The organism is Streptomyces sp. S3(2020) (assembly GCF_013044505.1).
GTDB lineage: Bacteria > Actinomycetota > Actinomycetes > Streptomycetales > Streptomycetaceae > Streptomyces.
In genome coordinates this window covers 1-19,419 of record NZ_JABERD010000180.1, presented here as the reverse complement: position 1 = coordinate 19,419, position 19,419 = coordinate 1, and the positions used below count along the sequence as shown (strand labels likewise).

General features: G+C 71.5%; 20 protein-coding genes and 1 pseudogene. 10 read left to right on the top strand and 11 right to left on the bottom strand.

The genetic code is table 11. The features are described 5' to 3' along the window. Positions 1–86 precede the first annotated feature (86 nt). Positions 87–308 (top strand): annotated as a pseudogene (locus HLK59_RS37505) (SsgA family sporulation/cell division regulator); the annotation flags it as partial. 28 nt (positions 309–336) lie between these two features. Here the strand turns inward: HLK59_RS37505 and HLK59_RS37500 are convergent. Next, positions 337–1,434, bottom strand: coding sequence for a chemotaxis protein (locus HLK59_RS37500; protein WP_171146101.1), 1,098 nt, complete (start codon positions 1,432–1,434; stop codon positions 337–339). Between the two features lie 171 nt (positions 1,435–1,605). Here HLK59_RS37500 and HLK59_RS37495 point away from each other — a divergent pair, with 171 nt between their 5' ends. Both HLK59_RS37495 and HLK59_RS37490 read left to right on the top strand, forming a co-directional pair. Continuing rightward, a complete protein-coding gene (locus tag HLK59_RS37495; RefSeq protein ID WP_171146100.1) occupies positions 1,606–3,024 on the top strand; it encodes a basic amino acid/polyamine antiporter in 1,419 nt (472 codons plus the stop codon). Positions 3,025–3,054: 30 nt separating this feature from the next. After that, on the top strand, positions 3,055–4,311 hold the full coding sequence (locus tag HLK59_RS37490) for an arginine deiminase (RefSeq protein ID WP_171146099.1): 1,257 nt from the start codon (positions 3,055–3,057) through the stop codon (positions 4,309–4,311). A gap of 153 nt (positions 4,312–4,464) precedes the next feature. Here HLK59_RS37490 and HLK59_RS37485 read toward each other — a convergent pair whose 3' ends face one another. Continuing rightward, positions 4,465–4,878, bottom strand: a complete 414-nt coding sequence (locus tag HLK59_RS37485; protein ID WP_171146098.1) for a PaaI family thioesterase — start codon at positions 4,876–4,878, stop codon at positions 4,465–4,467. A gap of 92 nt (positions 4,879–4,970) precedes the next feature. Between HLK59_RS37485 and HLK59_RS37480 the strand changes: the two genes are divergently transcribed. Next, complete coding sequence (locus tag HLK59_RS37480) at positions 4,971–5,396, top strand: MarR family transcriptional regulator (RefSeq protein ID WP_171146097.1); 426 nt, start codon at positions 4,971–4,973, stop codon at positions 5,394–5,396. A 41-nt stretch (positions 5,397–5,437) separates the two neighbouring features. Here HLK59_RS37480 and HLK59_RS37475 read toward each other — a convergent pair whose 3' ends face one another. Both HLK59_RS37475 and HLK59_RS37470 read right to left on the bottom strand, forming a co-directional pair. Continuing rightward, positions 5,438–5,947, bottom strand: coding sequence for a DUF4232 domain-containing protein (locus tag HLK59_RS37475; RefSeq protein ID WP_171146096.1), 510 nt, complete (start codon positions 5,945–5,947; stop codon positions 5,438–5,440). Next, complete coding sequence (locus HLK59_RS37470; protein ID WP_171146095.1) at positions 5,944–7,494, bottom strand: alpha/beta hydrolase; 1,551 nt, start codon at positions 7,492–7,494, stop codon at positions 5,944–5,946. The genes HLK59_RS37475 and HLK59_RS37470 overlap by 4 nt, the downstream gene beginning before the upstream one ends. A 273-nt stretch (positions 7,495–7,767) precedes the next feature. On the opposite strand from HLK59_RS37470, the gene HLK59_RS37465 reads away from it, so the two are divergent. After that, positions 7,768–8,412: a chaplin gene (locus HLK59_RS37465; RefSeq protein WP_171146094.1), complete on the top strand. Its 645-nt coding sequence runs from the start codon at positions 7,768–7,770 to the stop codon at positions 8,410–8,412. 206 nt (positions 8,413–8,618) lie between these two features. Here the strand turns inward: HLK59_RS37465 and HLK59_RS37460 are convergent, their stop codons facing one another. Continuing rightward, complete coding sequence (locus tag HLK59_RS37460) at positions 8,619–9,098, bottom strand: nucleoside deaminase (protein ID WP_171146093.1); 480 nt, start codon at positions 9,096–9,098, stop codon at positions 8,619–8,621. A 145-nt stretch (positions 9,099–9,243) separates the two neighbouring features. On the opposite strand from HLK59_RS37460, the gene HLK59_RS37455 reads away from it, so the two are divergent. Then, the gene (locus tag HLK59_RS37455) at positions 9,244–10,020 is read left to right on the top strand and encodes a GNAT family N-acetyltransferase (RefSeq protein WP_171146092.1); all 777 of its coding nucleotides are present in this window, start codon (positions 9,244–9,246) and stop codon (positions 10,018–10,020) included. 63 nt (positions 10,021–10,083) lie between these two features. Beyond that, positions 10,084–10,992, top strand: coding sequence for an NAD-dependent epimerase/dehydratase family protein (locus tag HLK59_RS37450; RefSeq protein WP_346779902.1), 909 nt, complete (start codon positions 10,084–10,086; stop codon positions 10,990–10,992). Here the strand turns inward: HLK59_RS37450 and HLK59_RS37445 are convergent. Then, positions 10,981–11,853 carry a GNAT family N-acetyltransferase gene (locus HLK59_RS37445; RefSeq protein ID WP_171146090.1) on the bottom strand — a complete coding sequence of 291 codons (873 nt, stop codon included), beginning with the start codon at positions 11,851–11,853 and terminating at the stop codon, positions 10,981–10,983. The two genes, HLK59_RS37450 and HLK59_RS37445, sit on opposite strands and share 12 nt — an antisense overlap. 212 nt (positions 11,854–12,065) lie before the next feature. After that, positions 12,066–12,335, bottom strand: a complete 270-nt coding sequence (locus HLK59_RS37440) for a GlsB/YeaQ/YmgE family stress response membrane protein (RefSeq protein ID WP_171146089.1) — start codon at positions 12,333–12,335, stop codon at positions 12,066–12,068. Positions 12,336–12,593: 258 nt separating this feature from the next. Between HLK59_RS37440 and HLK59_RS37435 the strand changes: the two genes are divergently transcribed. Next, positions 12,594–14,051: a hydrolase gene (locus tag HLK59_RS37435; protein WP_171146088.1), complete on the top strand. Its 1,458-nt coding sequence runs from the start codon at positions 12,594–12,596 to the stop codon at positions 14,049–14,051. On the opposite strand, the gene HLK59_RS37430 is transcribed toward HLK59_RS37435, so the two are convergent. After that, positions 14,044–14,589 (bottom strand): hypothetical protein, encoded by a 546-nt coding sequence (locus HLK59_RS37430; RefSeq protein ID WP_171146087.1) that lies wholly within the window; start codon positions 14,587–14,589, stop codon positions 14,044–14,046. The two genes, HLK59_RS37435 and HLK59_RS37430, sit on opposite strands and share 8 nt — an antisense overlap. An 87-nt stretch (positions 14,590–14,676) precedes the next feature. Between HLK59_RS37430 and HLK59_RS37425 the strand changes: the two genes are divergently transcribed. After that, positions 14,677–15,438: a metalloregulator ArsR/SmtB family transcription factor gene (locus tag HLK59_RS37425; protein ID WP_171146086.1), complete on the top strand. Its 762-nt coding sequence runs from the start codon at positions 14,677–14,679 to the stop codon at positions 15,436–15,438. 60 nt (positions 15,439–15,498) lie between these two features. On the opposite strand, the gene HLK59_RS37420 is transcribed toward HLK59_RS37425, so the two are convergent. Together HLK59_RS37420 and HLK59_RS37415 are read right to left on the bottom strand one after the other, a co-directional pair. After that, entirely contained in the window at positions 15,499–15,939 is a 441-nt protein-coding gene (locus tag HLK59_RS37420; RefSeq protein ID WP_171146085.1) for an SPW repeat protein, read from the bottom strand. 146 nt (positions 15,940–16,085) lie between these two features. Further along, positions 16,086–16,697, bottom strand: coding sequence for a sigma-70 family RNA polymerase sigma factor (locus HLK59_RS37415; RefSeq protein ID WP_171146084.1), 612 nt, complete (start codon positions 16,695–16,697; stop codon positions 16,086–16,088). A gap of 115 nt (positions 16,698–16,812) precedes the next feature. On the opposite strand from HLK59_RS37415, the gene HLK59_RS37410 reads away from it, so the two are divergent. Beyond that, the gene (locus HLK59_RS37410) at positions 16,813–17,835 is read left to right on the top strand and encodes a MerR family transcriptional regulator (RefSeq protein WP_171146083.1); all 1,023 of its coding nucleotides are present in this window, start codon (positions 16,813–16,815) and stop codon (positions 17,833–17,835) included. Positions 17,836–17,848: 13 nt separating this feature from the next. On the opposite strand, the gene HLK59_RS37405 is transcribed toward HLK59_RS37410, so the two are convergent. Then, positions 17,849–19,222 (bottom strand): deoxyribodipyrimidine photo-lyase, encoded by a 1,374-nt coding sequence (locus HLK59_RS37405; RefSeq protein WP_171146082.1) that lies wholly within the window; start codon positions 19,220–19,222, stop codon positions 17,849–17,851. Positions 19,223–19,419 lie beyond the last annotated feature (197 nt).

Genomic DNA, 19,419 nt, shown 5'->3' with positions numbered 1-19,419 from the left:
TTTTTCTTTTTTTTTGCGTCGTCCGGGACCCACCGCGCTTCACACTGTCCTTTTCGACGGCGGCTTACGGTGTGTATAATGGTCAGCTGCGGGGCCCGGCGGGGGGTGGGGACGTGCATCTGTGGCCGTGCGGGAAGGCCCGTACGGTCGTGGAGCTCCACTCGCCGTACGGGCTGGCCCTGCTCCAGTTCGACACCTCGGACCTGCGCGGTTTCCTGCTGCGCACGTACGCGGTGGTCGCGGACGGTCAGGAGGACGTGGCCGCGGAGGTGGACCGCGGTCTGAGCGCCCTCTTCGGGAGCGTCTGAAGGCTCTGTCCGAGGGCGCCCAGGCCCGTCAGTACCGCAGGACTCCCGCGATCCCGCTCGCGTCGCCCAGCGTGCCGTCCGGTACGAAGCGGACGTCGGCGCCGGTCTCCAGACACTGCTCGACGATCTCGTCCACGATGTCCTCGCGGGAGTCGAGATCGCCGCTCATGGCGGGGACCAGATGGTCGCCGCCCTCGTCGCGGACGGTCACCCGGTAGTTCTCCTCGACGGCCAGCAGGCGTACGCGGCCCTCCCGGGCGCTCTGCCACACCTCGTCGACGCCGGCCGCGAACGCCCGGCGACCGCGTGCCGTCTCGAGCTCGCGGGCCACGGCGGCGGTGTTCTTGCGGGTCTCGGCCTCCTGCAGCGGCCGTACGGCCTGCCACACCGCGTCCGGCGTGCCGTGCGCGAGACCGCCGTGCGGGACGTGCACGGCGTCCTTGGTGGCGCCGCCGACCTCGTCCAGCGCGGACAGCGCCGCGGTCTCACCCGTGATGTAGAGCGGCCGCGGGTCCTCCCGCAGGAGCCTGCCCATCGCGGTGTCGGCATCCCGCAGGAAGTGCCGGGTGCCCTCGTCGCGGAAGGTGCTCGGCAGATCGCCGATCCGCTCCTGGCGCTCGGCGTCGAAGTTCTCCCGGCTCCTGGTGAGCGGGAAGCCGCCGGCGTGGTGCTCGGTGACCCGGTCCGTGCCGCCGTTCCACAGCGTGACCTGGTCCGCGGAGACCGAGAGCACCCAGAACGGCCGCTCGGAGGCCTGTGCGGAGACGAGATTGCGGGTCAGGAAGGTGTCCGAGAGGACGACCCGTTCGGGTACGGCCCGGGCCAGCGACCACACCTGGTGCTCACCCGGAGCGGCGAAGATCACCAGGCCGTCCTCGGCATGGGCCAGGTCGACCTCGGCCAGGGCCTGGTCGAGTTGTCGTCCGACGTCGACGCGCCGCTCCCGGCTGACCGCGGGATCGGCCTCCAACTGCTTCTTGGCCTCGGCCACGACATTGCGCAGCCGGACCGGGTCCTGGGTGTTCTCGGGCTCCCGGCGATGTGTCGGCGTCAGCACGGACACGGCCGGATAGGGGCGCGGGCGCCGCAGCTCTGTGAGGGTCGTGGGACTGAGTGCGTGCTCCATATCAGCACGATAGGACCGATTGCCGGATAGGGCATTAGGGGCAACCAAGTCGGGCATTCAGGTCAATTCGCTGCTAGCGTCGCTTGAGTCGCCGGATGACGTTCTCCGCATCACCGATGGCCGGCCCCGTGCCGCGCACGACGGTGGTGCCCCCACCGTCGTAGGACGCACATGACCCAGGCCGACGCACAGACCCAGGCTCCCGCCGCCGCGAAACTCTCCCTCCCGACGCTCACCACCATGGTGGTGGGCTCGATGGTCGGTGCCGGTGTCTTCTCCCTGCCCCGCAGGTTCGCGCAGGAGACCGGAGTCGCCGGTGCCCTGATCGCGTGGGCCGTCGCCGGTACCGGCATGCTGATGCTGGCCTTCGTCTTCCAGACGCTCGCGGTGCGCAGGCCCGACCTCGACGCGGGCGTGTACGCCTATGCCAAGGCGGGCTTCGGCGAGTACCTCGGCTTCTTCTCGGCGTTCGGCTACTGGGCGAGCGCCTGCGTCGGCAATGTGACGTACTGGGTGCTGATCATGTCGACGGTCGGTGCGATCGCCCCCGCGCTCGGCGACGGCGACACCGTCCTCGCGGTGGTGCTCTCCTCCGTCGGGCTGTGGCTGTTCTTCGCGCTCATCAGCCGGGGTGTGAAGGAGGCGGCGGCGATCAACCGGATCGTCACGGTCGCCAAGGTCGTGCCGATCGTCGTCTTCGTCATCCTCGCGCTCTTCTATCTCAAGCCGAGCGTCTTCGCCGACAACTTCGGCGGCGCCGACTACGCCGGCTCGCTGTTCAACCAGGTCAAGGGCACGATGCTGGCCACCGTCTTCGTGTTCCTCGGCGTGGAGGGCGCCAGCGTCTACTCCCGGCACGCCAGACGCCGTGCGGACGTCGGCCGGGCCACGATCCTCGGCTTCCTCAGCGTCTTCGCGGTCTTCGCGTCGGTGACGATCGTGTCGTACGGACTGATGCCGATGGCGGAGATCGCCGAACTGCGCCAGCCCTCCATGGCGGAGGTGCTGGAGCACGCCGTCGGCACCTGGGGCAAGGTCTTCGTCAGCGTCGGCCTGATCGTCTCCGTCCTCGGCGCCTATCTCGCCTGGACCCTGATGGCCGCCGAGGTGCTGTACGTGGCCGCCAAGGACGACGACATGCCGCGGTTCCTGAAGCGTGCCACGCCGGCCGATGTGCCCGTGCCCGCCCTGGTGATGTCCACACTGCTCAGCCAGGTCTTCCTCGTCATCACCCTGTTCTCGGACGACGCGTTCAACTTCGCCCTCGACCTGACCAGTGCGCTGACCCTGATCCCGTTCCTGCTGGCGGCCGCCTTCGCGGTGAAGATCGGCTGGGGCGGGCAACGCGGCCAGTTGGTGATCGCCGCCCTCGCCACGGTCTACACCGCGTTCCTCATCTACGCGGCCGGCCTGAAGTTCGTCCTCGTCTCCTTCATCATCTACGCCCCCGCCACCGTGCTGTTCGTGATGGCACGCAGGGAGCAGGGCAGACAGCTGTTCTCGCCGCGCGAGTACGTCATCCTCGCCGTCTCGGTCGCCGGAGCGGTCCTCGGGATCGTCGCGCTGGCCCTCGGCTGGATCAGCCTCTGACCTCGCAGTCGTACGGAAAGGTGCCCCACCGTGACCAGTCAGGATTCGCGTCCCGCCCACGGCGTCCACTCCGAGGTCGGCAGACTGCGCAAGGTGCTGGTCTGCGCCCCCGGGCTCGCCCACCGCAGGCTCACCCCCACCAACTCCGACGACCTGCTCTTCGACGACGTCATGTGGGTGGAGAACGCCCAGCGCGACCACGCCGACTTCGTCAACAAACTGCGCGAACGCGACGTCGACGTGGTCGAGTTGCACGATCTGCTCGCCCAGACCATGGCGGTGCCCGGCGCCCGGGACTGGCTCCTGGACCGGAAGATCGTCGCCAACGAGGTCGGTCTCGGCCTCGTCGAGACCACGCGCGCCTTCCTGGAGTCCCTCGAACCGGAGCGCCTGGCCAAGTACCTGATCGGTGGCCTGGCGACGACCGACCTGCCCGAGGACCACCGCACCGGCTACGTCGAACTCGCCCGCGAGTCCACCGGCGTGCGCGAGTACCTGATGCCCCCGCTGCCCAACACCCTCTACACCCGGGACACCACGTGCTGGCTCTACGGCGGACTCACGCTCAACCCGCTGTACTGGCCGGCCCGGCACGACGAGACGCTGCTGATGAAGGCGGTCTACAGCTTCCATCCCGACTTCGCGGGCTCCACCGTCTGGTGGGGCGACCCCGAACTCGACTGGGGACAGGCGACGTTCGAGGGCGGGGACATCATGCCCGTCGGCAACGGCATCGTACTGATGGGCATGAGCGAGCGCACCTCACGCCAGGCCATCACCCAGGTCGCCGCCGCGCTGTTCCGCAACGACGCGGCCCAGCACGTGATCGTCGCCGGAATGCCGAAACTGCGCTCCGCCATGCACCTGGACACGGTCTTCACCTTCGCCGACCGCGACCTGGTCACCCTCTACCCGACCATCATGGACGCCGTCCACACGTTCTCCCTGCGGCCCAGTGACAAGGCGCCCGGCGTCGAACTCGTCGACGAGGGCTCGACGCCCTTCGTGGACGTCGTGGCCAAGGCGCTCGGCCTGCCCGGCCTGCGGGTCGTGCAGACCGGCGGGGACGTCTACGCCTCCGAGCGCCAGCAGTGGGACAGCGGCAACAACGCGGTCGCGCTGGAGCCCGGCGTGGTGTTCACCTACGACCGCAACACGCAGACCAACACGCTGCTGCGCAAGGCGGGCATCGAGGTCATCACCATCGTGGGCGCCGAGTTGGGGCGCGGTCGCGGCGGCGGGCACTGCATGACGTGCCCGATCGTGCGGGACCCGGTGGAGTTCTGAGCCGAGCGCTCCGCCGGCTGAGCGGTGATGTGCCGTCGTTCGGCTGCGGCGCCGTCGTGGCCGGTCGCGCCCGCGCGGCGGTAGCCGCACATCGACACGGCCCCGCGCCCCTTTGGGGCGCGGCCGAACCGCGGCGGACTCCGCCCGACCCGCTCAGCTCCTCGCGTCGATCACCGCGATGTTCCCCTGGGCCACCGCGCACAGCGTCTGCTTCCCCGCGGCGTCGACCGTGCTCACGTCGCAGCGGCTCACGACACGGGTGCGGCCGGCCCGCACCACCTGGCCGTGCGCGCGCAGGATCTCGCCCGTCGCCGGGCGCAGGTAGTCGATGGTGAAGCCGGAGGTGATCAGGCCCGGCCCCACCACGGTGGCCGCGGCGAGCGTCAGCGTGTTGTCGGCCGCGTAGGAGACCACTCCGCCGTGGACGTAGCCGTACTGCTGGAGCAACTCCTGGCGGATGTCCAGTTCGAGGGTGGCCTCGCCGTCCCCGAACGCCGTCACGCGGGCACCCAGCAGTCTGCTGAAGGGCTGTTCCGCGAGGACCTTCCGTGCGAGGTCCAGATCCATCGTCAGGCCCGCCTCTCCCGCTCGTCTCTCCCGCTCACTTCACTAGTGAAGTGAGGGTGGCGCGGCCCGGTGCCGTCTGTCAAGATCGGCCCATGGTCGAGCCGGATCAGCGTCTGTACTACCTGTTGCAGCGGGCGGCACACCGTCTGCGCACCACGCTGGACCGGCGCTGCCTCGCCGCGGCCGGCGTCACCACCGCGCAGCTCGGTGCGCTGTTCGCCGTGCGGGAGGAGCCGGGCATCACCCAGCAGGGGCTCGCGCACACCCTCGGGCTGCGCGAGTCCGCCGTCACCGGGCTCGTCGGACGCCTCACCACGGCGGGTCTGCTCTCGCGCCAGGCCCATCCGAGGCAACACCGGGCCCTGGTGCTGGAGTTGACGGAAGCCGGTGAAGCGGCACTGAAAGCGGCCCAGCCCGAGATCGACCGCTTCAACGCCGAAGTGCGCGCCCTGCTCGGCGACGACGGCTTCGGTCGGACCGCGGACGCCATGAACCGCCTGGCGCACTGGGAGGAGTGAGTCCCGGACGGAGGAGCCCGGGTCGGCCGTCCACCACGGGTTCACCCGATGCCCGGTGCCCTGTCCGCGGCGGCCGCCGAGGGCTGCCACCAACTGGTCACCGGTTCCCAGACCCCGATCGCGTCACCCGCCCCGAGTTCGGCCGCCGTGAAGGCGCGGCCCCAGTGGGACGGGTCGGCGGCGACTGCGAGCGCGTCCACACGGCGGGCCCGGGGGTCGGAGGGGTCGGCGATGGTGCGGACGGCCGCGTGGACGGTGTCGCCCGGGTCCAGGCGGTGGCGTCCCGTCGCGCTCCGGGGCACCGGGAGGGCCGAGCCGTCGAGGTTCTCGAAGGTCACGGTGGGTGCCCGGCCCACCGTGCAGGTACGCCCGCCGTGATGGGTCACGCTGACCCGCACCACGTCCGGACCGGCCGACGAGGCCCGCAGGGTGAGCGTCCGCTCCGGGCAGACGGGGGCGGCGGCGGTGGCCCGGCTCGGTGGGACGGCCAGGCAAAGGACGGCCACGGTGGCGGCGACGACGGTGGCCACGGTGGCGGCGACGGATCTCACCGGTCGTCCGCCTCCGAACCGCACGAGCTGCCGCTGGGCGGCAACGTCCCGTACAGGAGGAAGTTGTCGACCTTGCGCTGGACGCACCGGGAGGAGGCGTACCCGGTGTGGCCTTCGCCCTTGTTGTCGAGCACGACCGCCGACTCGCCGAGCCGCTTCGCCGTCTCCACGGTCCAGCGGTACGGCGTCGCCGGGTCGCCGCGGGTACCCACGAGGAGCATCTTCGGGGTGTCGACGTCCCGGACCTCGTCGCGGATGAAGTCGGTGCCCTTGGGGCGGCCGTAGCAGGTCAGCACCTCGGTGAGACGGTAGCGGCCGAAGACGGGGGAGGCGTGCTCGTACTCGGCGCGCAGCCGGCCGAGGTCACGGGTGATCTCGTCGGCGGTGGGCCGGTCGGGGTCGTCCGCGCAGTTGACCGCCATCAGCGCCGCCGGCAGGTTGTCCAGCGGGACCTCGTCGGCGTCGGCGAGATCGCCGTCGCCGCGCGCGCGGACGGGCAGTGCGGTCCCGCCCGACGCGAACGCCTCGATGCCGCGGGTGTCCCCGTCCTCGATGAGCTGGGCGAGCGCCCGCTCCAGCAGGGGCCACAGGTCCCTGCTGTAGAGGGCCTGTCCGATGGCGCCCACGAGGTCCTGGCCGGTGAAGTCGTAGCCCCAGTCGGACGGCACCGGATCCTGGTCGAGCGAGTCGACGAGCCGGACGACCTGCTCGCGGGCCTTGCGCGGATCCTGGCCGAAGGGGCAGGCGATGTCCTCGGCGCACCAGTCGATGAAGTCCTCCAGCGCGATCTGCTGGCCCTCCGCGCCCACCCGGCCCTGCTCGGTGAGCGGCTCCGTCAGGGTGTCCACACCGTCGAGCACCAACCGGCCGACCTTCTTGGGGAATTGCGCGGCGTAGACCGCGCCGAGCCGGGTCCCGTAGGAGAAGCCCAGGTAGTTGAGCTTCCTGTCGCCGAGGGCCGCACGCATCACATCCATGTCGCGGGAGGCGTTGACCGTGCCGATGTACGGGAGGACGGGGCCGGAGTGCTCGGCACAGGCGGCCGCGACCCGCTTCAACTGCCCCAGCAGCGCCCGCGGGTCGTCGCCGTCCTCCGCGAGCACCTCGTCGGTGCCGTCACCGCAGCTGACCGGAGAGGACCGGCCGACACCGCGCGGATCGAAGGACACGACGTCGTATCCCTTCGCCAGACCCATGAACTCGTCGCCGCTCGCCGCGAGTTCACCCACCCCGGCGCCACCGGGGCCGCCGAAGTTCAGCAGCACCGAACCCCTCGGCTTGCCGGTCGCCCGATAGCGGGCCAGGGCCAGTTGGAGCGTTCCCGACGCGGGCCGGGCGTAGTTGAGGGGGACGGTGACCTTGCCGCACTGGAGATCCTCGGGCGCCTCCATGCCCCGGCACTTCGACCACTTGACCTTCTGGTCGTAGAACCGTGAGAGGTCGGGCCCGTCCCGGTGGGTGGTCGCCGTCGGCAGCCCCGCGCCCAGCAGGGCCAGGCCGACCGCTCCGGTCACCACGCAGCGCCGCGTGGACAGCTTGGCCAGCATCGATGCCTCCAGGGGCGCCCGTCGCGGACCGCGGGAACAGCACCCTCGCTCACGATAAGCGGCCCCCGGAAGCGCCGCCTCCGGACGAGCGGCCCGGTGCGCAGTGCCTTATCCTGCGCCCCTCCGTACGCATTCGACGGTTTTACGACTAGTTCGACAACCGTGACGCTCGATGGGGTGAAAGGCCGATAAGCCATAACTCGGATGGTTCGCCTGCGTTTTATGCCATGCGGGCGACTGCTCGCGAACCATGTCCTGGAAGGCAGGGAACCTATGAAACGGGTTACCCGAAACGGTGTGATCGCCGTCGCCGCCGTGTCCGGCGCGATGGCTGTGGCGATGCCCGCCTACGCCGACTCCGCGGCGGACGGTGGGACGGCCGGCTCGCCCGGGGTCGTCTCCGGCAACACGATCCAGCTCCCGGTGCATGTCCCGGTCAACGTCTGCGGCAACACCGTGAACGTGGTGGGGCTCCTCAACCCCGCCGCGGGCAACACCTGTGTGAACGAGGGCGGCGAGGACGGCCCGGCACCCGCGGGTGCCGCCGCGCAGAGCAGCGGAAAGGATTCACCGGGGGTGCTCTCCGGCAACGGTGTCCAGCTCCCGGTCCACCTCCCGGTGAACGTCACCGGGAACGGTGTGAGCGTGGTCGGGGTCGGTGGCGCGGCCACCGGCAACTCGTCCGTCAACACCTCCGGCGAACAGCCGGCCGAGACCCCGGTGAAGCCGGCGCCCGAGTCGGAGGCCGCCCCGCCGAAGGCGCACCCGGGTCCGAGGGCCGACGAGCCCGGGCAGCCCGTGACCTCGCTCGCCCACACGGGAGCGGACCAGACGCTCCCCGCCGTCGCGGGCAGCGCCGCGCTGGTGCTGGGCGGAGCCGCCCTGTACCGCCGCTTCCGCCCGCAGCCGGTGCGCTGACCGCTCCCCGCGCGGACGGAAGGCCCCACCGGCCACCATCCGGTGGGGCCTCCGGCCGGGCACACGCGGGCGCACTTCGTCACGTCGCCGGGTCACGTCGCCGGACCCCTTGCGCCGGCAGGGTCGGGCCGGTGTCGATACGGGGGATCGCCGACTCCGGATCGTAGGCACCGCGCGTCGGCGGCCGTGTCCCGGGATCGTGGGCGTCACGCCTGGTGGAACCGCCGGTGCAGTGCGTGCACCTCCTCGGCGAGCTCCGGCACCGGGCCCGCCACGGTCACTCCGGGCGCCACCTCGCGCACCGGCAGGGCCCGCACCGGAGGTGCCGGTACCCCCAACTGGTCCAGCCACTGGGTCAGTTGTTCCGAGGAGGCGACGTAGACGATGCGGCCGAGGCCGACCCAGGCGTGGGCGGCCGCGCACATCGGGCAGTGCTCGCCGGAGGTGTAGACGGTCGCCGCCGCCCGCGCCTCGGGCGACATGTGGGCCGCGGACCAGCGCGCCAGCTCGAACTCGGGGTGGCGGGTGCGGTCCCCGGAGGCCACCCGGTTGTGGTCCTCGGCGAGCACCTCGCCGTCCGCCCCCACCAGCACCGAACCGAACGGCTCGTCCCCCGCCTCCAGGGCCTCGGCGGCCAGCTCCACACAGCGCCGCAGATACGGCAGCTCGGCGTCCTTCACGACCATGACGTACGACCCTTCCGGCGGTGTGATCTTCGATCAGGCACCCTATGTCCGTCCGCGCGCGAGCGGGAGGGCGAGGCGCCCGTACGGCCCGGTGATGGCCCGTAAACGTGTTGCCGCACGGGCTCCCTGATGCTGGAGTGAACCCATGGACCATGCCGCGGTACTCGCCCTGTACGACCGGGACATGCGCGAAGGCGCACAGCCGGACAGCCCCGAGTCGCGGATCGAGCGGGTCGGCAAGGTGGTCCGCCAGGTCTCTTCCGAGCAGGGCTGGAACGGCGTGGTCTGGTCCGACCTGGACGCCGGCGGCGCGGACGCGGCGATCGCCGAGCAGATCGCGTACTTCTCCGGACTCGGCCGTGAGTTCGAGTGGAAGCTCTACGGGCACGACCAGCCCGTCGACCTCGGACAGCGGCTCAGGACGGCCGGGCTGACCGCGCAGCCCGAGGAGACCCTGATGATCGGCGAGGTCGCCGACCTGACCCTCGACGCCGGGCCGCCCGAGGGCATCCGTGTCCTGCCGGTCACCGACCGGGCGGGCGTCGACCTCGTCGCGGACGTGCACGAGGCGGCCTTCGGCACCGACAGCACCCGGCTGCGCCATCAGCTGCTCGCCCAGCTCACCGCCGACCCGGACACCGTGGTCGCCGTCGTCGCCCTGGCGGGGGACATCCCGGTCAGCGCGGCCCGGATGGAGCTCGTGCCGGGCACCCGGTTCGCGGGGCTGTGGGGCGGCGGCACCGTCGAGGCCTGGCGGGGCCGCGGCATCTACCGCGCGCTGGTCGCCGTGCGGGCCCGTGAGGCCGTGGAGCGCGGCTACCGCTATCTCCAGGTGGACGCCATGCCCACCAGCCGCCCCATCCTGGAGCGCCTCGGTTTCGAGCCGCTGACCACGACCACTCCCTACCTGTACACACCGTGACGCGGACCACACACGGGGGGATGTCACATCCGCGGCCACCCGATCCGTCGCAAGGGCATGACCATGAACCAGAGCATCCTCCTCGTAGGCGCCAGCGGAGCCCTCGGCCGTCAGATCAGCCGGGCCCTCACTGAGGCGGGCCACAAGGTCACCGGGCTCGGCCGCAGGCAGGGCAACGCCATCCGGGCCGACCTCCTGGACCGCGACGCGCTGCTGCGCGCCGTCGACGGCCACCGCTTCGACACCGTGATCCACGCGGCGACCGCCCTCAGCAAGCCGCCCATGCGGCACCGCGACATGTACGCCACCGACGCACTGCGCATCGACGGCACCGCCCATCTGATCGAGGTCGCCCAGGCCGCCGGGGCCCGCCGCTTCGTGTCGGAGTCGATGGTCTTCGGCTACGGCTACGGCGACCACGGCGACCGGGAGATCACCGAGGACGACCCCTTCGGCCCGCGCGGCACCGACCCGGAACTGGAACGGCACCTCGCCGGCATGCGCACCAAGGAGCAACTGACCTTCGAGGCCGAGGGACTGGAGGGCATCGCGCTGCGCTACGGCGCCTTCTACGGCCCCGGCGGCACCGAGAACCTGGTGCCCATGCTGCGCAAGCGGCAACTGCCCGCCCCCGCCGACGACGGCCGGGTCCTGCCGTGGATCGACCTCTCCGACGCGGGCCGCGCCATGGTCGCCGCCGTCGAGAAGGGCCGTCCGGGACAGGCGTACAACATCGCGGACCGCACCCCCCTGGGCTTCCGGGGCTATCTCACCCAGGTGTCCGAGGAGTTCGGCCTGCCGAAGCCGATGACCGTACCGAGGTGGCTGATGCGGCCGATGTCCTACGCGCATGTGGTGATGTCGGCGACGCTGCGGGTGTCCATCGCCAAGGCCGAGCGGGAGCTGGGCTGGACGCCGCTGTACCCGTCCTGCCGCGAGGGCCTGGCCGCGCTGCGTGCCTCACAGGTCTAGCTGGTATTCCACCGCCCTGTGCGTGGGCACGTAGCCGAGGGCCTCGTTGACGGCGAGCATGGGCGCGTTGCTGTTCGCGGTGTCGGTGAGCAACCCGGCCAGTTCCGGGTGGCGTTCACGGGCCCGGCGGATCGACGCCGCCTTCATCCAGCGGGCGAGGCCACGGCCGCGGTGCTCCGGCAGCACCGCCGTGCCGTAGTGCTGTCCGTCGCCCCGGCCGTCGCCCGGCACCACGAGCTCGGAGAAGCCGACGACCGATCCGGTCGCCGTGTCCACCGCGGCGACGGTGTGCAGCAGTTCCCCACGCCTGGCGACCGCCTCGGCCGCGGCGACCACCCGCTCCACGTCCCAGACGGCCGTGCCGTAGTCGGTGCCCTCCATCGGCATGTCGTCCATGGCCCGCCGTGAGTCGGCGTACGACCGCGCGAGCCCGTCCGGAACGGTGCCGTCCCACTCGGTCAACTCGTAGCCGGGGCGCGGCTGTTCCCTGAGCGCGTCGACATCGGCGTCGGTGAGCGCGAGCCTGGCGTACGTCAGCGACAGCACCTGGCGAAAGCCCCGCGCGGACAGGAACGCGTCCGCGGGGGAGCCCTGTGCGGCCTGCGCGATGACGGACCGCCGTCCATCGGCGCGCGCCGCGCCCACGGCGGCCTTCAGCAGCCGGGTGCCGACACCCCGCCGCCGCTCGGCGCCGTGCACGGCGATCTCCAGTTCCGCGAGATGCTCCTGCCCCGCCTTCGTGAACAGCCGAAGGAAGGCGGACCCGGCCGGTGCTCCGTCGGCCGTCGAGGCCAGCCAGGCCAGCCGATGGCTGGAAGCACCGGGTTCGGGGTCGGCCAGCGGGATGACGCGCAGGGTCAACGGGGCTCCGTCGGAGTCGGGTCGGGCGGTGGGCCGCAGAAGCAAACCACCGCCGGACCATGCCCGCAACGGGATTTCGGAGCCACCGATCACAGCCGCGGCGCCCGTCGTACTCGCAGTGCCCGTCGCACCCGCGGTGCCCGTCGCACTCGTCGCGCCTGACGTACCCGCCGCGTCCGCCGTGCCGTGCTCGTCGAACCCGTCGCGCTCCGTCAGCGGCGCGCCCTCGGCCTCGACCGGTCCAGAGCGGCGACGCCGAGTGCGGCGAGACCGATCTGGATGAGCCACTCGACCCAGTCGACGCCCTTGGTGTCGGCCACGTCGAACCCGGCGGCGATCGCCGAGCCGAGCAGTGCGGCCACGATGCCGACGACGATGGTCAGCAGGATCCCGATGCGCTGTCGGCCCGGGATGACGAGCCGGCCCAGCACACCGATGACGATGCCGATCACGATCGCGCTGATGATGCCCGAGATCTCCATCTCCACCCCTCTTCTCAAGGCCCCCGCAGTAGTGCGGATGCCCCCGGGCGGCGCGTACAGTCCGCTCGGCTTCAACCACCGGTCAACACGGCGTCAAGCTCTGGCCCGGTCTCCGAAGTGATGCCTGTTCAGTTCCCGGCTTGCCATGTACCGTTCAACTCACCGTCGCCCGGCACTCGTACAACTGAAGTTCTACGCGCGCAGAGCGGTCCCCGGTTTCTACGCGCGTAGCCCCGACCCCTCACGGAGGTACGCCGGATGCCCGGACCCACCAGACCCCGCCACCGACTCACCACCTCACTCGCGGTACTCGGCCTGCTCGTCACGGGCGCCGCCGTCCACACCGCGGCCACCGCCACGCCCGCCGAGGCGGCCACCCCCCACCGCGTCCTGTTCGACAACGCGCACGCCGAGACGGCCGGCAACGCCGACTGGATCATCTCCACCAGCCAGCCCGACCCGCTGGGCCAGGACTCCACGCCCTCCGCGGAGACCGACTGGACCGGCGCCATCTCCTCCTGGGGCGTCGCCCTGCAACAGACCGGCGACTACAGCCTGAAGACGCTGCCGTCGGGCAGCAGCCTCACCTACGGCGGGTCCGGCGCACAGGACCTCGCGAACTTCGACACGCTGGTCCTGCCGGAACCCAACACGCTGTTCACGACCGCCGAGAAGACGGCGATCATGACCTTCGTGAAGAACGGCGGCGGTCTCTTCATGATCTCCGACCACACCGGCGCCGACCGCAACAACGACGGCGAGGACGCGGTCGAGATCCTCAACGACCTGATGACCGACAACAGCGTCGACTCCACCGACCCGTTCGGCTTCTCCATCGACTCGCTCAGCATCAGCTCGGACTATCCGTCGGCCATCAGCGACAGCTCGAACCCGGTACTGCACGGATCCTTCGGCACCGTCACCAAGAGCCTCATCGCCAGCGGTACCACGGCCACCCTCAAGCCCGCGGACAACTCGTCGGTCAAGGGCCTGCTCTACCGCACCGGTTACTCCGGCAACACCGGCGCCTTCTTCGCCACCAGCACCTTCGGCAGCGGCCGGGTCGCCTTCTGGGGCGACAGCTCACCCATCGACGACGGCACCGGCCAGTCCGGCAACACGCTCTACGACGGATGGAACGACTCCGGCGCCACCAACGCGGCACTCGCGCTGAACGCCACCGAGTGGCTGGCGGGCGGCAGCGACGACGGCGGAGACGACGGCGGAGGCGACGGTGGCACGTGCACCGCCGCCCAGCTCCTCGGCAACAACGGCTTCGAGTCCGGCAGTTCCACCTGGAGCGCGACCAGCGGCGTCATCACGAACTCCAGCAGCCAGTCCGCCCGCACCGGCTCCTACTACGCCTGGCTCGACGGCTACGGCTCCGCGCACACCGACACCCTGTCCCAGTCGGTGACCGTCCCCTCGGGCTGCACCACCGCCACCCTCAGCTTCTACCTCCACATCGACACCGCCGAGACCACCACCAGCACCGCCTACGACACCCTCAAGGTGCAGGTGCTCAACAGCTCGGGCACGGTGCTCGGTACGTTGGCCACCTACTCCAACCTCAACGCGGCCGGCGGCTACACCCAGCGCAGCTTCAGCCTCGCGAGCTACGCCGGACAGACCGTCACGCTCAAGTTCACCGGCACGGAAGGGTCCACCCTCCAGACGTCGTTCGTCATCGACGACACGGCGTTGAACGTCAGCTGATCCTCGCCGGAACCCATCCGGTGGCGGCCACCACCTCGGCCGCGATGTCGATCACGGTGCGCCCGTCGGTCCCCACCCGCAGGGTGTCGGCGGGCGCACGCTCGTCCAGCAGCCGCGCCTTGCGGACGCTGCCGCGGAGTTCCCCCTCCAGCTCGGAGCCCAACTCCCGTCCGGCCAGCCGCCGTTCGGTCGTCTCGTCGGTCGCCGTGAGCAGGACCCGGACGATCCGGACGGTGTCACCCATCGCCCGGCGGAACATCTGCGTCGCCTCGTCCAGCACGCTCACCGTGTTCACGTACACGAGGCGCCGGTAGCCGAGTTCGGCATAGTTGCGCCACACGGCGGTCAGATTGCGCTCGCCGATCGCCGCCCGGTGCGGATCCCCCTCGGGCGCGGGATGCACCTGTCCCATGAAGTCCCCGTCGATCACGGCATGAGCGACCTCGGCGCTCCGCAGCCGCGCCGAGACCTCCCAGCCCACGCTCGTCTTGCCGACGCCGGCGCGACCGCCGATGAGCAACACCTCGCACTGGTCCATGGCAGGAGCCTGGCAGCCAGGGGCCGTATTGACATGCAGGTAAATGCCTGCATAACGTTGAGTGTGCGATCAGAGGGTGACGAGGCAATGGACAAGGTCTTCAAGGCGCTGGCCGACGACACGCGCAGACGGCTGCTGGACCGGCTGCACGAGCACAACGGCCAGACCCTCGGGGAGCTGTGCGAGCGGATCGCCATGACGCGCCAGTCGGTGACCCAGCACCTGGCCGTCCTGGAGGCGGCCAACCTGGTCGGCACGGTGCGGCGGGGGCGGGAGAGGCTGCACTACCTCAATCCGGTCCCGCTCCAGGAGATCCAGGAGCGGTGGATCGACAAGTTCGAGCGCCCGCGCCTGAGCGCGCTCGGTGCCGTGAAACGACGAGCCGAGGAAGCCATGACCGACAAGCCCACGTTCGTGTACGTCACCTACATCGAGAGCACCCCGGAGAAGGTATGGGACGCCCTCACCGACGCCGACCTCACCGCGGCCTACTGGGGACACAGCAACGTCTCCGACTGGAAGCAGGGGTCCCGATGGGAGCATGTGCGGACCGACGGCTCCGGCATCGCCGACGTCGTCGGCACCGTCGTGGTGAGCGAGCGCCCCACCCGCCTCGTCACCAGCTGGGCCGCCCCCGAGGACGAGGGCCGGGACGGCAGGCACTCCCGGGTCACCTTCGACATCCGGCGGCACGGCGACATCGTCCGCCTCACCGTCACCCACGAGAACCTGGCCGACGACAGCGAGCGCGCCGAGGCGGCCTCCGGCTGGGCGGCGGTGCTGTCCAACCTCAAGTCGCTGCTGGAGACCGGCAGCCCGCTTCCGCAGGAGCCGTGGCTGGTGCCGTGACCCGGAGCGGCCGGCCCGCGGGGCGCGGACCGGCCGGGGCCGTTTCCTCTCCGGGTGTTCCTACGTCCTGGGGGTGCTCTTCGCCGCGGTGGCGGTGCACATCAGCCCCAGCACCAGGGCCAGGGCGCCGATGATGACGTTGTTCAGGATGACGCCGGCGTCCGGGCTGTCGCCGACGATCCACGGCGAGACGATCATCCACAGGCCGACCGCGCAGAAGGCCCAGCTGAGGCCGTACATGCGCTCCGGAGCCCGGGTGAACCCGAGGGCCAGCAGTCCGATCGCGATGCCCACGATCAGGTTGTGGGGCACGAGGTCGGGCTGGCTCGTCGTGTAGTGGAGTATCCAGGGGGATACGGCGCAGTACAGACCGAGCAGGAACACCGGTCCGTCCACGAGCGCCACATCGCGACCGCCGAGCATACGGGCGTACCGTGCCCGCATCTCGGAAACATCAGGGTGGCTGCCGATGTCACCTCTGGTGGGCGAGACGTTGGCCATGACTCGTCTCCTTTGACTCGCAGGCCGGACCGCGTCTTGTGCGGTGTGCGGTAAGCGCCGCGCAGGTCCATTCTGCGCTTATTTCTCCCTTATGTGTAGAGGTCGCAGCGGCGGCCCCCGAGGGGAGGGCCGACTCCCCCCGGGGGCTAACGGAACGCCTCCTTCCGAAGGCGGTGGTGGAGCAGGTGCAGCCCGCGCCGGGCGTGGCTCTTGACCGTGCCCAGCGGCCAGCCGGTGCACTCGGCGATCTGGGTCTGGGTCAGGTCCGCGTAGAAGGTCAGCTTCAGGACCTTCTGCTGGGCCGAGGGCAGCTTCGCCAGTTCCTGCCGGACCAGGATCCGGTCCAGGACCGACTCGGGATGCCGGGCGGAAGGATCCGTGAGCGGCAGCGACGAGCCCGCGGCGGCGAGGAGGTCGGTGCGGCGGGTCCGGGCGGCGAGCGCGTCGGCGATCTTCCGTCGGGTGATGCCGACGATCCAGCCGCCGAGCGCGCCCCGCTCGGGACGGAATCCGCCGCGGCCCCGCCACACCCCCAGGAACACCTGTTGGGTCACGTCCTCGGCCTCCCTGCGGTCGCCCAGGGAACGCAGGGCGAGCGTGTGCACCAGCGTCGACCAACGGCGGTAGGCCGCTTCCAGACATGCCTCGTCGCCGGCCGCCAGGCCCCGGGCGAGTTCCTCGTCGGCGTACGACTCCTCCACCGGCGCCCACAGCGGCACCGCGGTGGACGGGAGCGTGGCGTTCCGCTGCTGGCTCATGGCGACCGTTCCTCACGTCGGGACGTCTTCCGGACGCGTCGTCCTGCCGGCCATCGTGGAAGCCATCGCCCGAGGTCATCAACTTGCATCGGTTCTGCGTCGTATAGTCGGCCCCATGACTGAGCCGCCGGTCGAGCCGGGGCCCCAGGCCCCACCGGGACCGTCCTCGGAGACCGCCGACGTGCCCTTGACGACCGGTGCGCTGGCCCGGCGTCTGGGGGTCTCGCCCACCACGCTGCGCTCCTGGGACCGCCGGTACGGCATCGGGCCCGCCGTGCGCGCCGACGGACGCCACCGTCGCTGGAGTCCCCGGGACGTCGAGGTGCTGGAACGGATGTGCCGGCTGACCTCGTCGGGGGTGCCGCCGGCCGAGGCCGCCCGCCTCGCCAAGCGGGCGACGGGCTCTCCGCCGTCCGTCGTCGACGTGCCCGAAGGGCCCCGTCCGCGTTCGCGGGCCGCGGGCGCACTGCCGCTCGGCGATGTGCGCCAGGAGTGCCGGGGCCTCGCGCGAGCGGCCGTACGGCTCGACTCCCCTGCCGTCGAGCGACAGCTCGAAGCCGCCGTGGAGCAGTACGGGGTCGCCGTCGCCTGGCAGGAGGTGATGGTGCCCACGCTGCACGCGGTGGGGCGCAAGTGGGCGTCCTCCGGGGACCGTTACGTGGAGGTCGAGCATCTGCTGTCCTGGCACGTGTCGACCGCACTGCGCCGGTCCGCACCGTCCGCCGCGCCTCAGGGCGACGCCCCGGCCGCCGGGCCGGTCCTCCTGGCCTGCGCGCCCGGTGAACAGCACACCCTGGCGATCGAGGCGCTCAACGCCGCGCTGCGCGAACTCGGCCTGCCCACCAGGATGTTCGGTGCGGCGGTGCCCGGCGAGGCGCTCACCACCGCGGTGCAGCGGCTGGGTCCCGTGGCGGTGTTCCTGTGGGCGCAGGCACGGTCCACCGCCAGCCTGCCCCTGGCCCGCCATGTCGCCGACATCTCGTGGGGTGTCAAGGGGGCCCGGCGGCAGCCCCTGGTGGTGGTCGGCGGACCCGGCTGGTCAGGACCGGCGACGCGCGAACTGCCGCGGCCGGTGACCCTCAAGGACGCGGTCGGGGTCCTGTCCGCGGCGTTCGCGGGCATGAGCGAACGACCGTGACGGTGCGGGCACTTCAGTCGAGGCCCCGCGCCCGTTTGAACCGGGCCAGGCCGTCGGACAGCTCGACCACCGGGTCCGGATAGTCGTCGATCGCCGCGCGGTCCAGGCCGCGAAGCTTCCACGGCTCGTGCACCGACGGGGCGTCCACACCCGCCAGTTCGGGCACCCAGCGCCGGACGTACACGCCGTCCGGGTCGTACCTCTTGGCCTGGGTGACCGGGTTGAGCACCCGGTTGGGACGGGAGTCGGTGCCGGTGCCCGCCATCCACTGCCAGTTGAGCTGGTTGTTCGCCATGTCACCGTCGACCAGGAGCTCCAGGAAGTGCCGGGCGCCGACGCGCCAGTCGACGTACAGCGTCTTGGTGAGGAAACTGGCGGTGAGCAGCCGGCCCCGGTTGTGCATCCAGCCCTCGTGGCGCAGTTGGCGCATCGCCGCGTCGACCACCGGGAATCCGGTGCGCCCGTCCTTCCAGGCCTCGATGTCCTCGCGCGCCGACGCCTCGGACCGCCAACGGTCGTGCTTCGTGCGGTAGTCGGCGGTGGCGGCGGCGGGGCGTGCCGCGAGGACCTGACGGTGGAAGTCCCGCCAGGCGAGCTGCCGTACGAAGGCCTCGGCGCCCGGTCCTCCCACCCTGCGCGCCCGGTGGACCAGTTCCACCGGGGACAGGGTGCCGAAGTGCAGATGCGGAGAGAAGCGCGAGGTGGCATCGCCGGCCAGGTCGTCGTGGCGGTCCTCGTACGAGGCGGTGCCGTCGCGCACCCAGGACGTCATACGGGCCCGGCCCGCCGCCTCCCCGCCGCTCGCCAGGCCCTGCGAGAGGCCGGACAGGCGGCCGCGGTCGGGCAGCCGCTCCGAGCCGACGCCGTCCGGGACCCGTACCGTGCGCGGGGCCGCGACGGGCTCGCGCAGCCGTACGCCGCTCCAGTGCCGGAAGTACGGGGTGAAGACGGCGAAGTGGTCCGAGGAGGCCGGGAGCACCGCGCCCGGCGGGACCGCCGAGGTGACCGTGTCATGGACGTGGAGCCGTCGGCCCTCCGCCTCCAGCGCGCGCCTGAGCCGCTGTTCGCGCCGGTGCGCGTAGGCGCTGACGTCCGCCGCCATGTGCACCTCGTCGGCGTCCGTCTCGGCCGCCGCCCCGCACACCTCCTCGACGACGTCGCCGGAGCGGATCACCAGGCGGCCGCCCCGGTCGCGCAGCCCCGTGTCGAGGTCCCGCAGACAGTCGGCGAGGAAGGCCAGCCGGTTCGGCGCGGCGAACCCGGCGTCGGTCACGCCCCGGTCGCGCACGAACAGCGGGATCACCTGAGCGGCCTCGTTCGCGGCCCGCAGCGGTGGGTGGTCGTGGAGGCGCAGGTCGGAGGTGAACAGGACGATCGAGACGGTCATGGTGCGAGCTCCGGGGAGGGGGCGCTACGGCCCGCCACGGCGCCCAGCGGTCCGGATGGCCCGAGTGCATCCTTCGCGACGATCGGCCTCGACGCCCGTTCCTCGATCGGCGGCCCGGCCGGTGCCGTGGCGCCGGGCGTGGGCCCGACGGTTTACGGGGTAGTTCAGGAGGCCCTCCCTCATGCCCACCGGCCCGC

What these genes read in the sequence shown, in the direction of transcription:
- HLK59_RS37405 (WP_171146082.1), bottom strand. Translation starts at nt 19,222, where the DNA reads ATGACCGTCTCGATCGTCCTGTTCACCTCCGACCTGCGCCTCCACGAC.
- HLK59_RS37465 (WP_171146094.1), top strand. Translation starts at nt 7,768, where the DNA reads ATGAAACGGGTTACCCGAAACGGTGTGATCGCCGTCGCCGCCGTGTCC.
- HLK59_RS37430 (WP_171146087.1), bottom strand. Translation starts at nt 14,589, where the DNA reads ATGGACCAGTGCGAGGTGTTGCTCATCGGCGGTCGCGCCGGCGTCGGC.
- HLK59_RS37485 (WP_171146098.1), bottom strand. Translation starts at nt 4,878, where the DNA reads ATGGATCTGGACCTCGCACGGAAGGTCCTCGCGGAACAGCCCTTCAGC.
- HLK59_RS37455 (WP_171146092.1), top strand. Translation starts at nt 9,244, where the DNA reads ATGGACCATGCCGCGGTACTCGCCCTGTACGACCGGGACATGCGCGAA.
- HLK59_RS37480 (WP_171146097.1), top strand. Translation starts at nt 4,971, where the DNA reads ATGGTCGAGCCGGATCAGCGTCTGTACTACCTGTTGCAGCGGGCGGCA.
- HLK59_RS37415 (WP_171146084.1), bottom strand. Translation starts at nt 16,697, where the DNA reads ATGAGCCAGCAGCGGAACGCCACGCTCCCGTCCACCGCGGTGCCGCTG.
- HLK59_RS37470 (WP_171146095.1), bottom strand. Translation starts at nt 7,494, where the DNA reads ATGCTGGCCAAGCTGTCCACGCGGCGCTGCGTGGTGACCGGAGCGGTC.
- HLK59_RS37435 (WP_171146088.1), top strand. Translation starts at nt 12,594, where the DNA reads ATGCCCGGACCCACCAGACCCCGCCACCGACTCACCACCTCACTCGCG.
- HLK59_RS37420 (WP_171146085.1), bottom strand. Translation starts at nt 15,939, where the DNA reads ATGGCCAACGTCTCGCCCACCAGAGGTGACATCGGCAGCCACCCTGAT.
- HLK59_RS37450 (WP_346779902.1), top strand. Translation starts at nt 10,084, where the DNA reads ATGAACCAGAGCATCCTCCTCGTAGGCGCCAGCGGAGCCCTCGGCCGT.
- HLK59_RS37495 (WP_171146100.1), top strand. Translation starts at nt 1,606, where the DNA reads ATGACCCAGGCCGACGCACAGACCCAGGCTCCCGCCGCCGCGAAACTC.
- HLK59_RS37460 (WP_171146093.1), bottom strand. Translation starts at nt 9,098, where the DNA reads ATGGTCGTGAAGGACGCCGAGCTGCCGTATCTGCGGCGCTGTGTGGAG.
- HLK59_RS37440 (WP_171146089.1), bottom strand. Translation starts at nt 12,335, where the DNA reads ATGGAGATCTCGGGCATCATCAGCGCGATCGTGATCGGCATCGTCATC.
- HLK59_RS37500 (WP_171146101.1), bottom strand. Translation starts at nt 1,434, where the DNA reads ATGGAGCACGCACTCAGTCCCACGACCCTCACAGAGCTGCGGCGCCCG.
- HLK59_RS37410 (WP_171146083.1), top strand. Translation starts at nt 16,813, where the DNA reads ATGACTGAGCCGCCGGTCGAGCCGGGGCCCCAGGCCCCACCGGGACCG.
- HLK59_RS37425 (WP_171146086.1), top strand. Translation starts at nt 14,677, where the DNA reads ATGGACAAGGTCTTCAAGGCGCTGGCCGACGACACGCGCAGACGGCTG.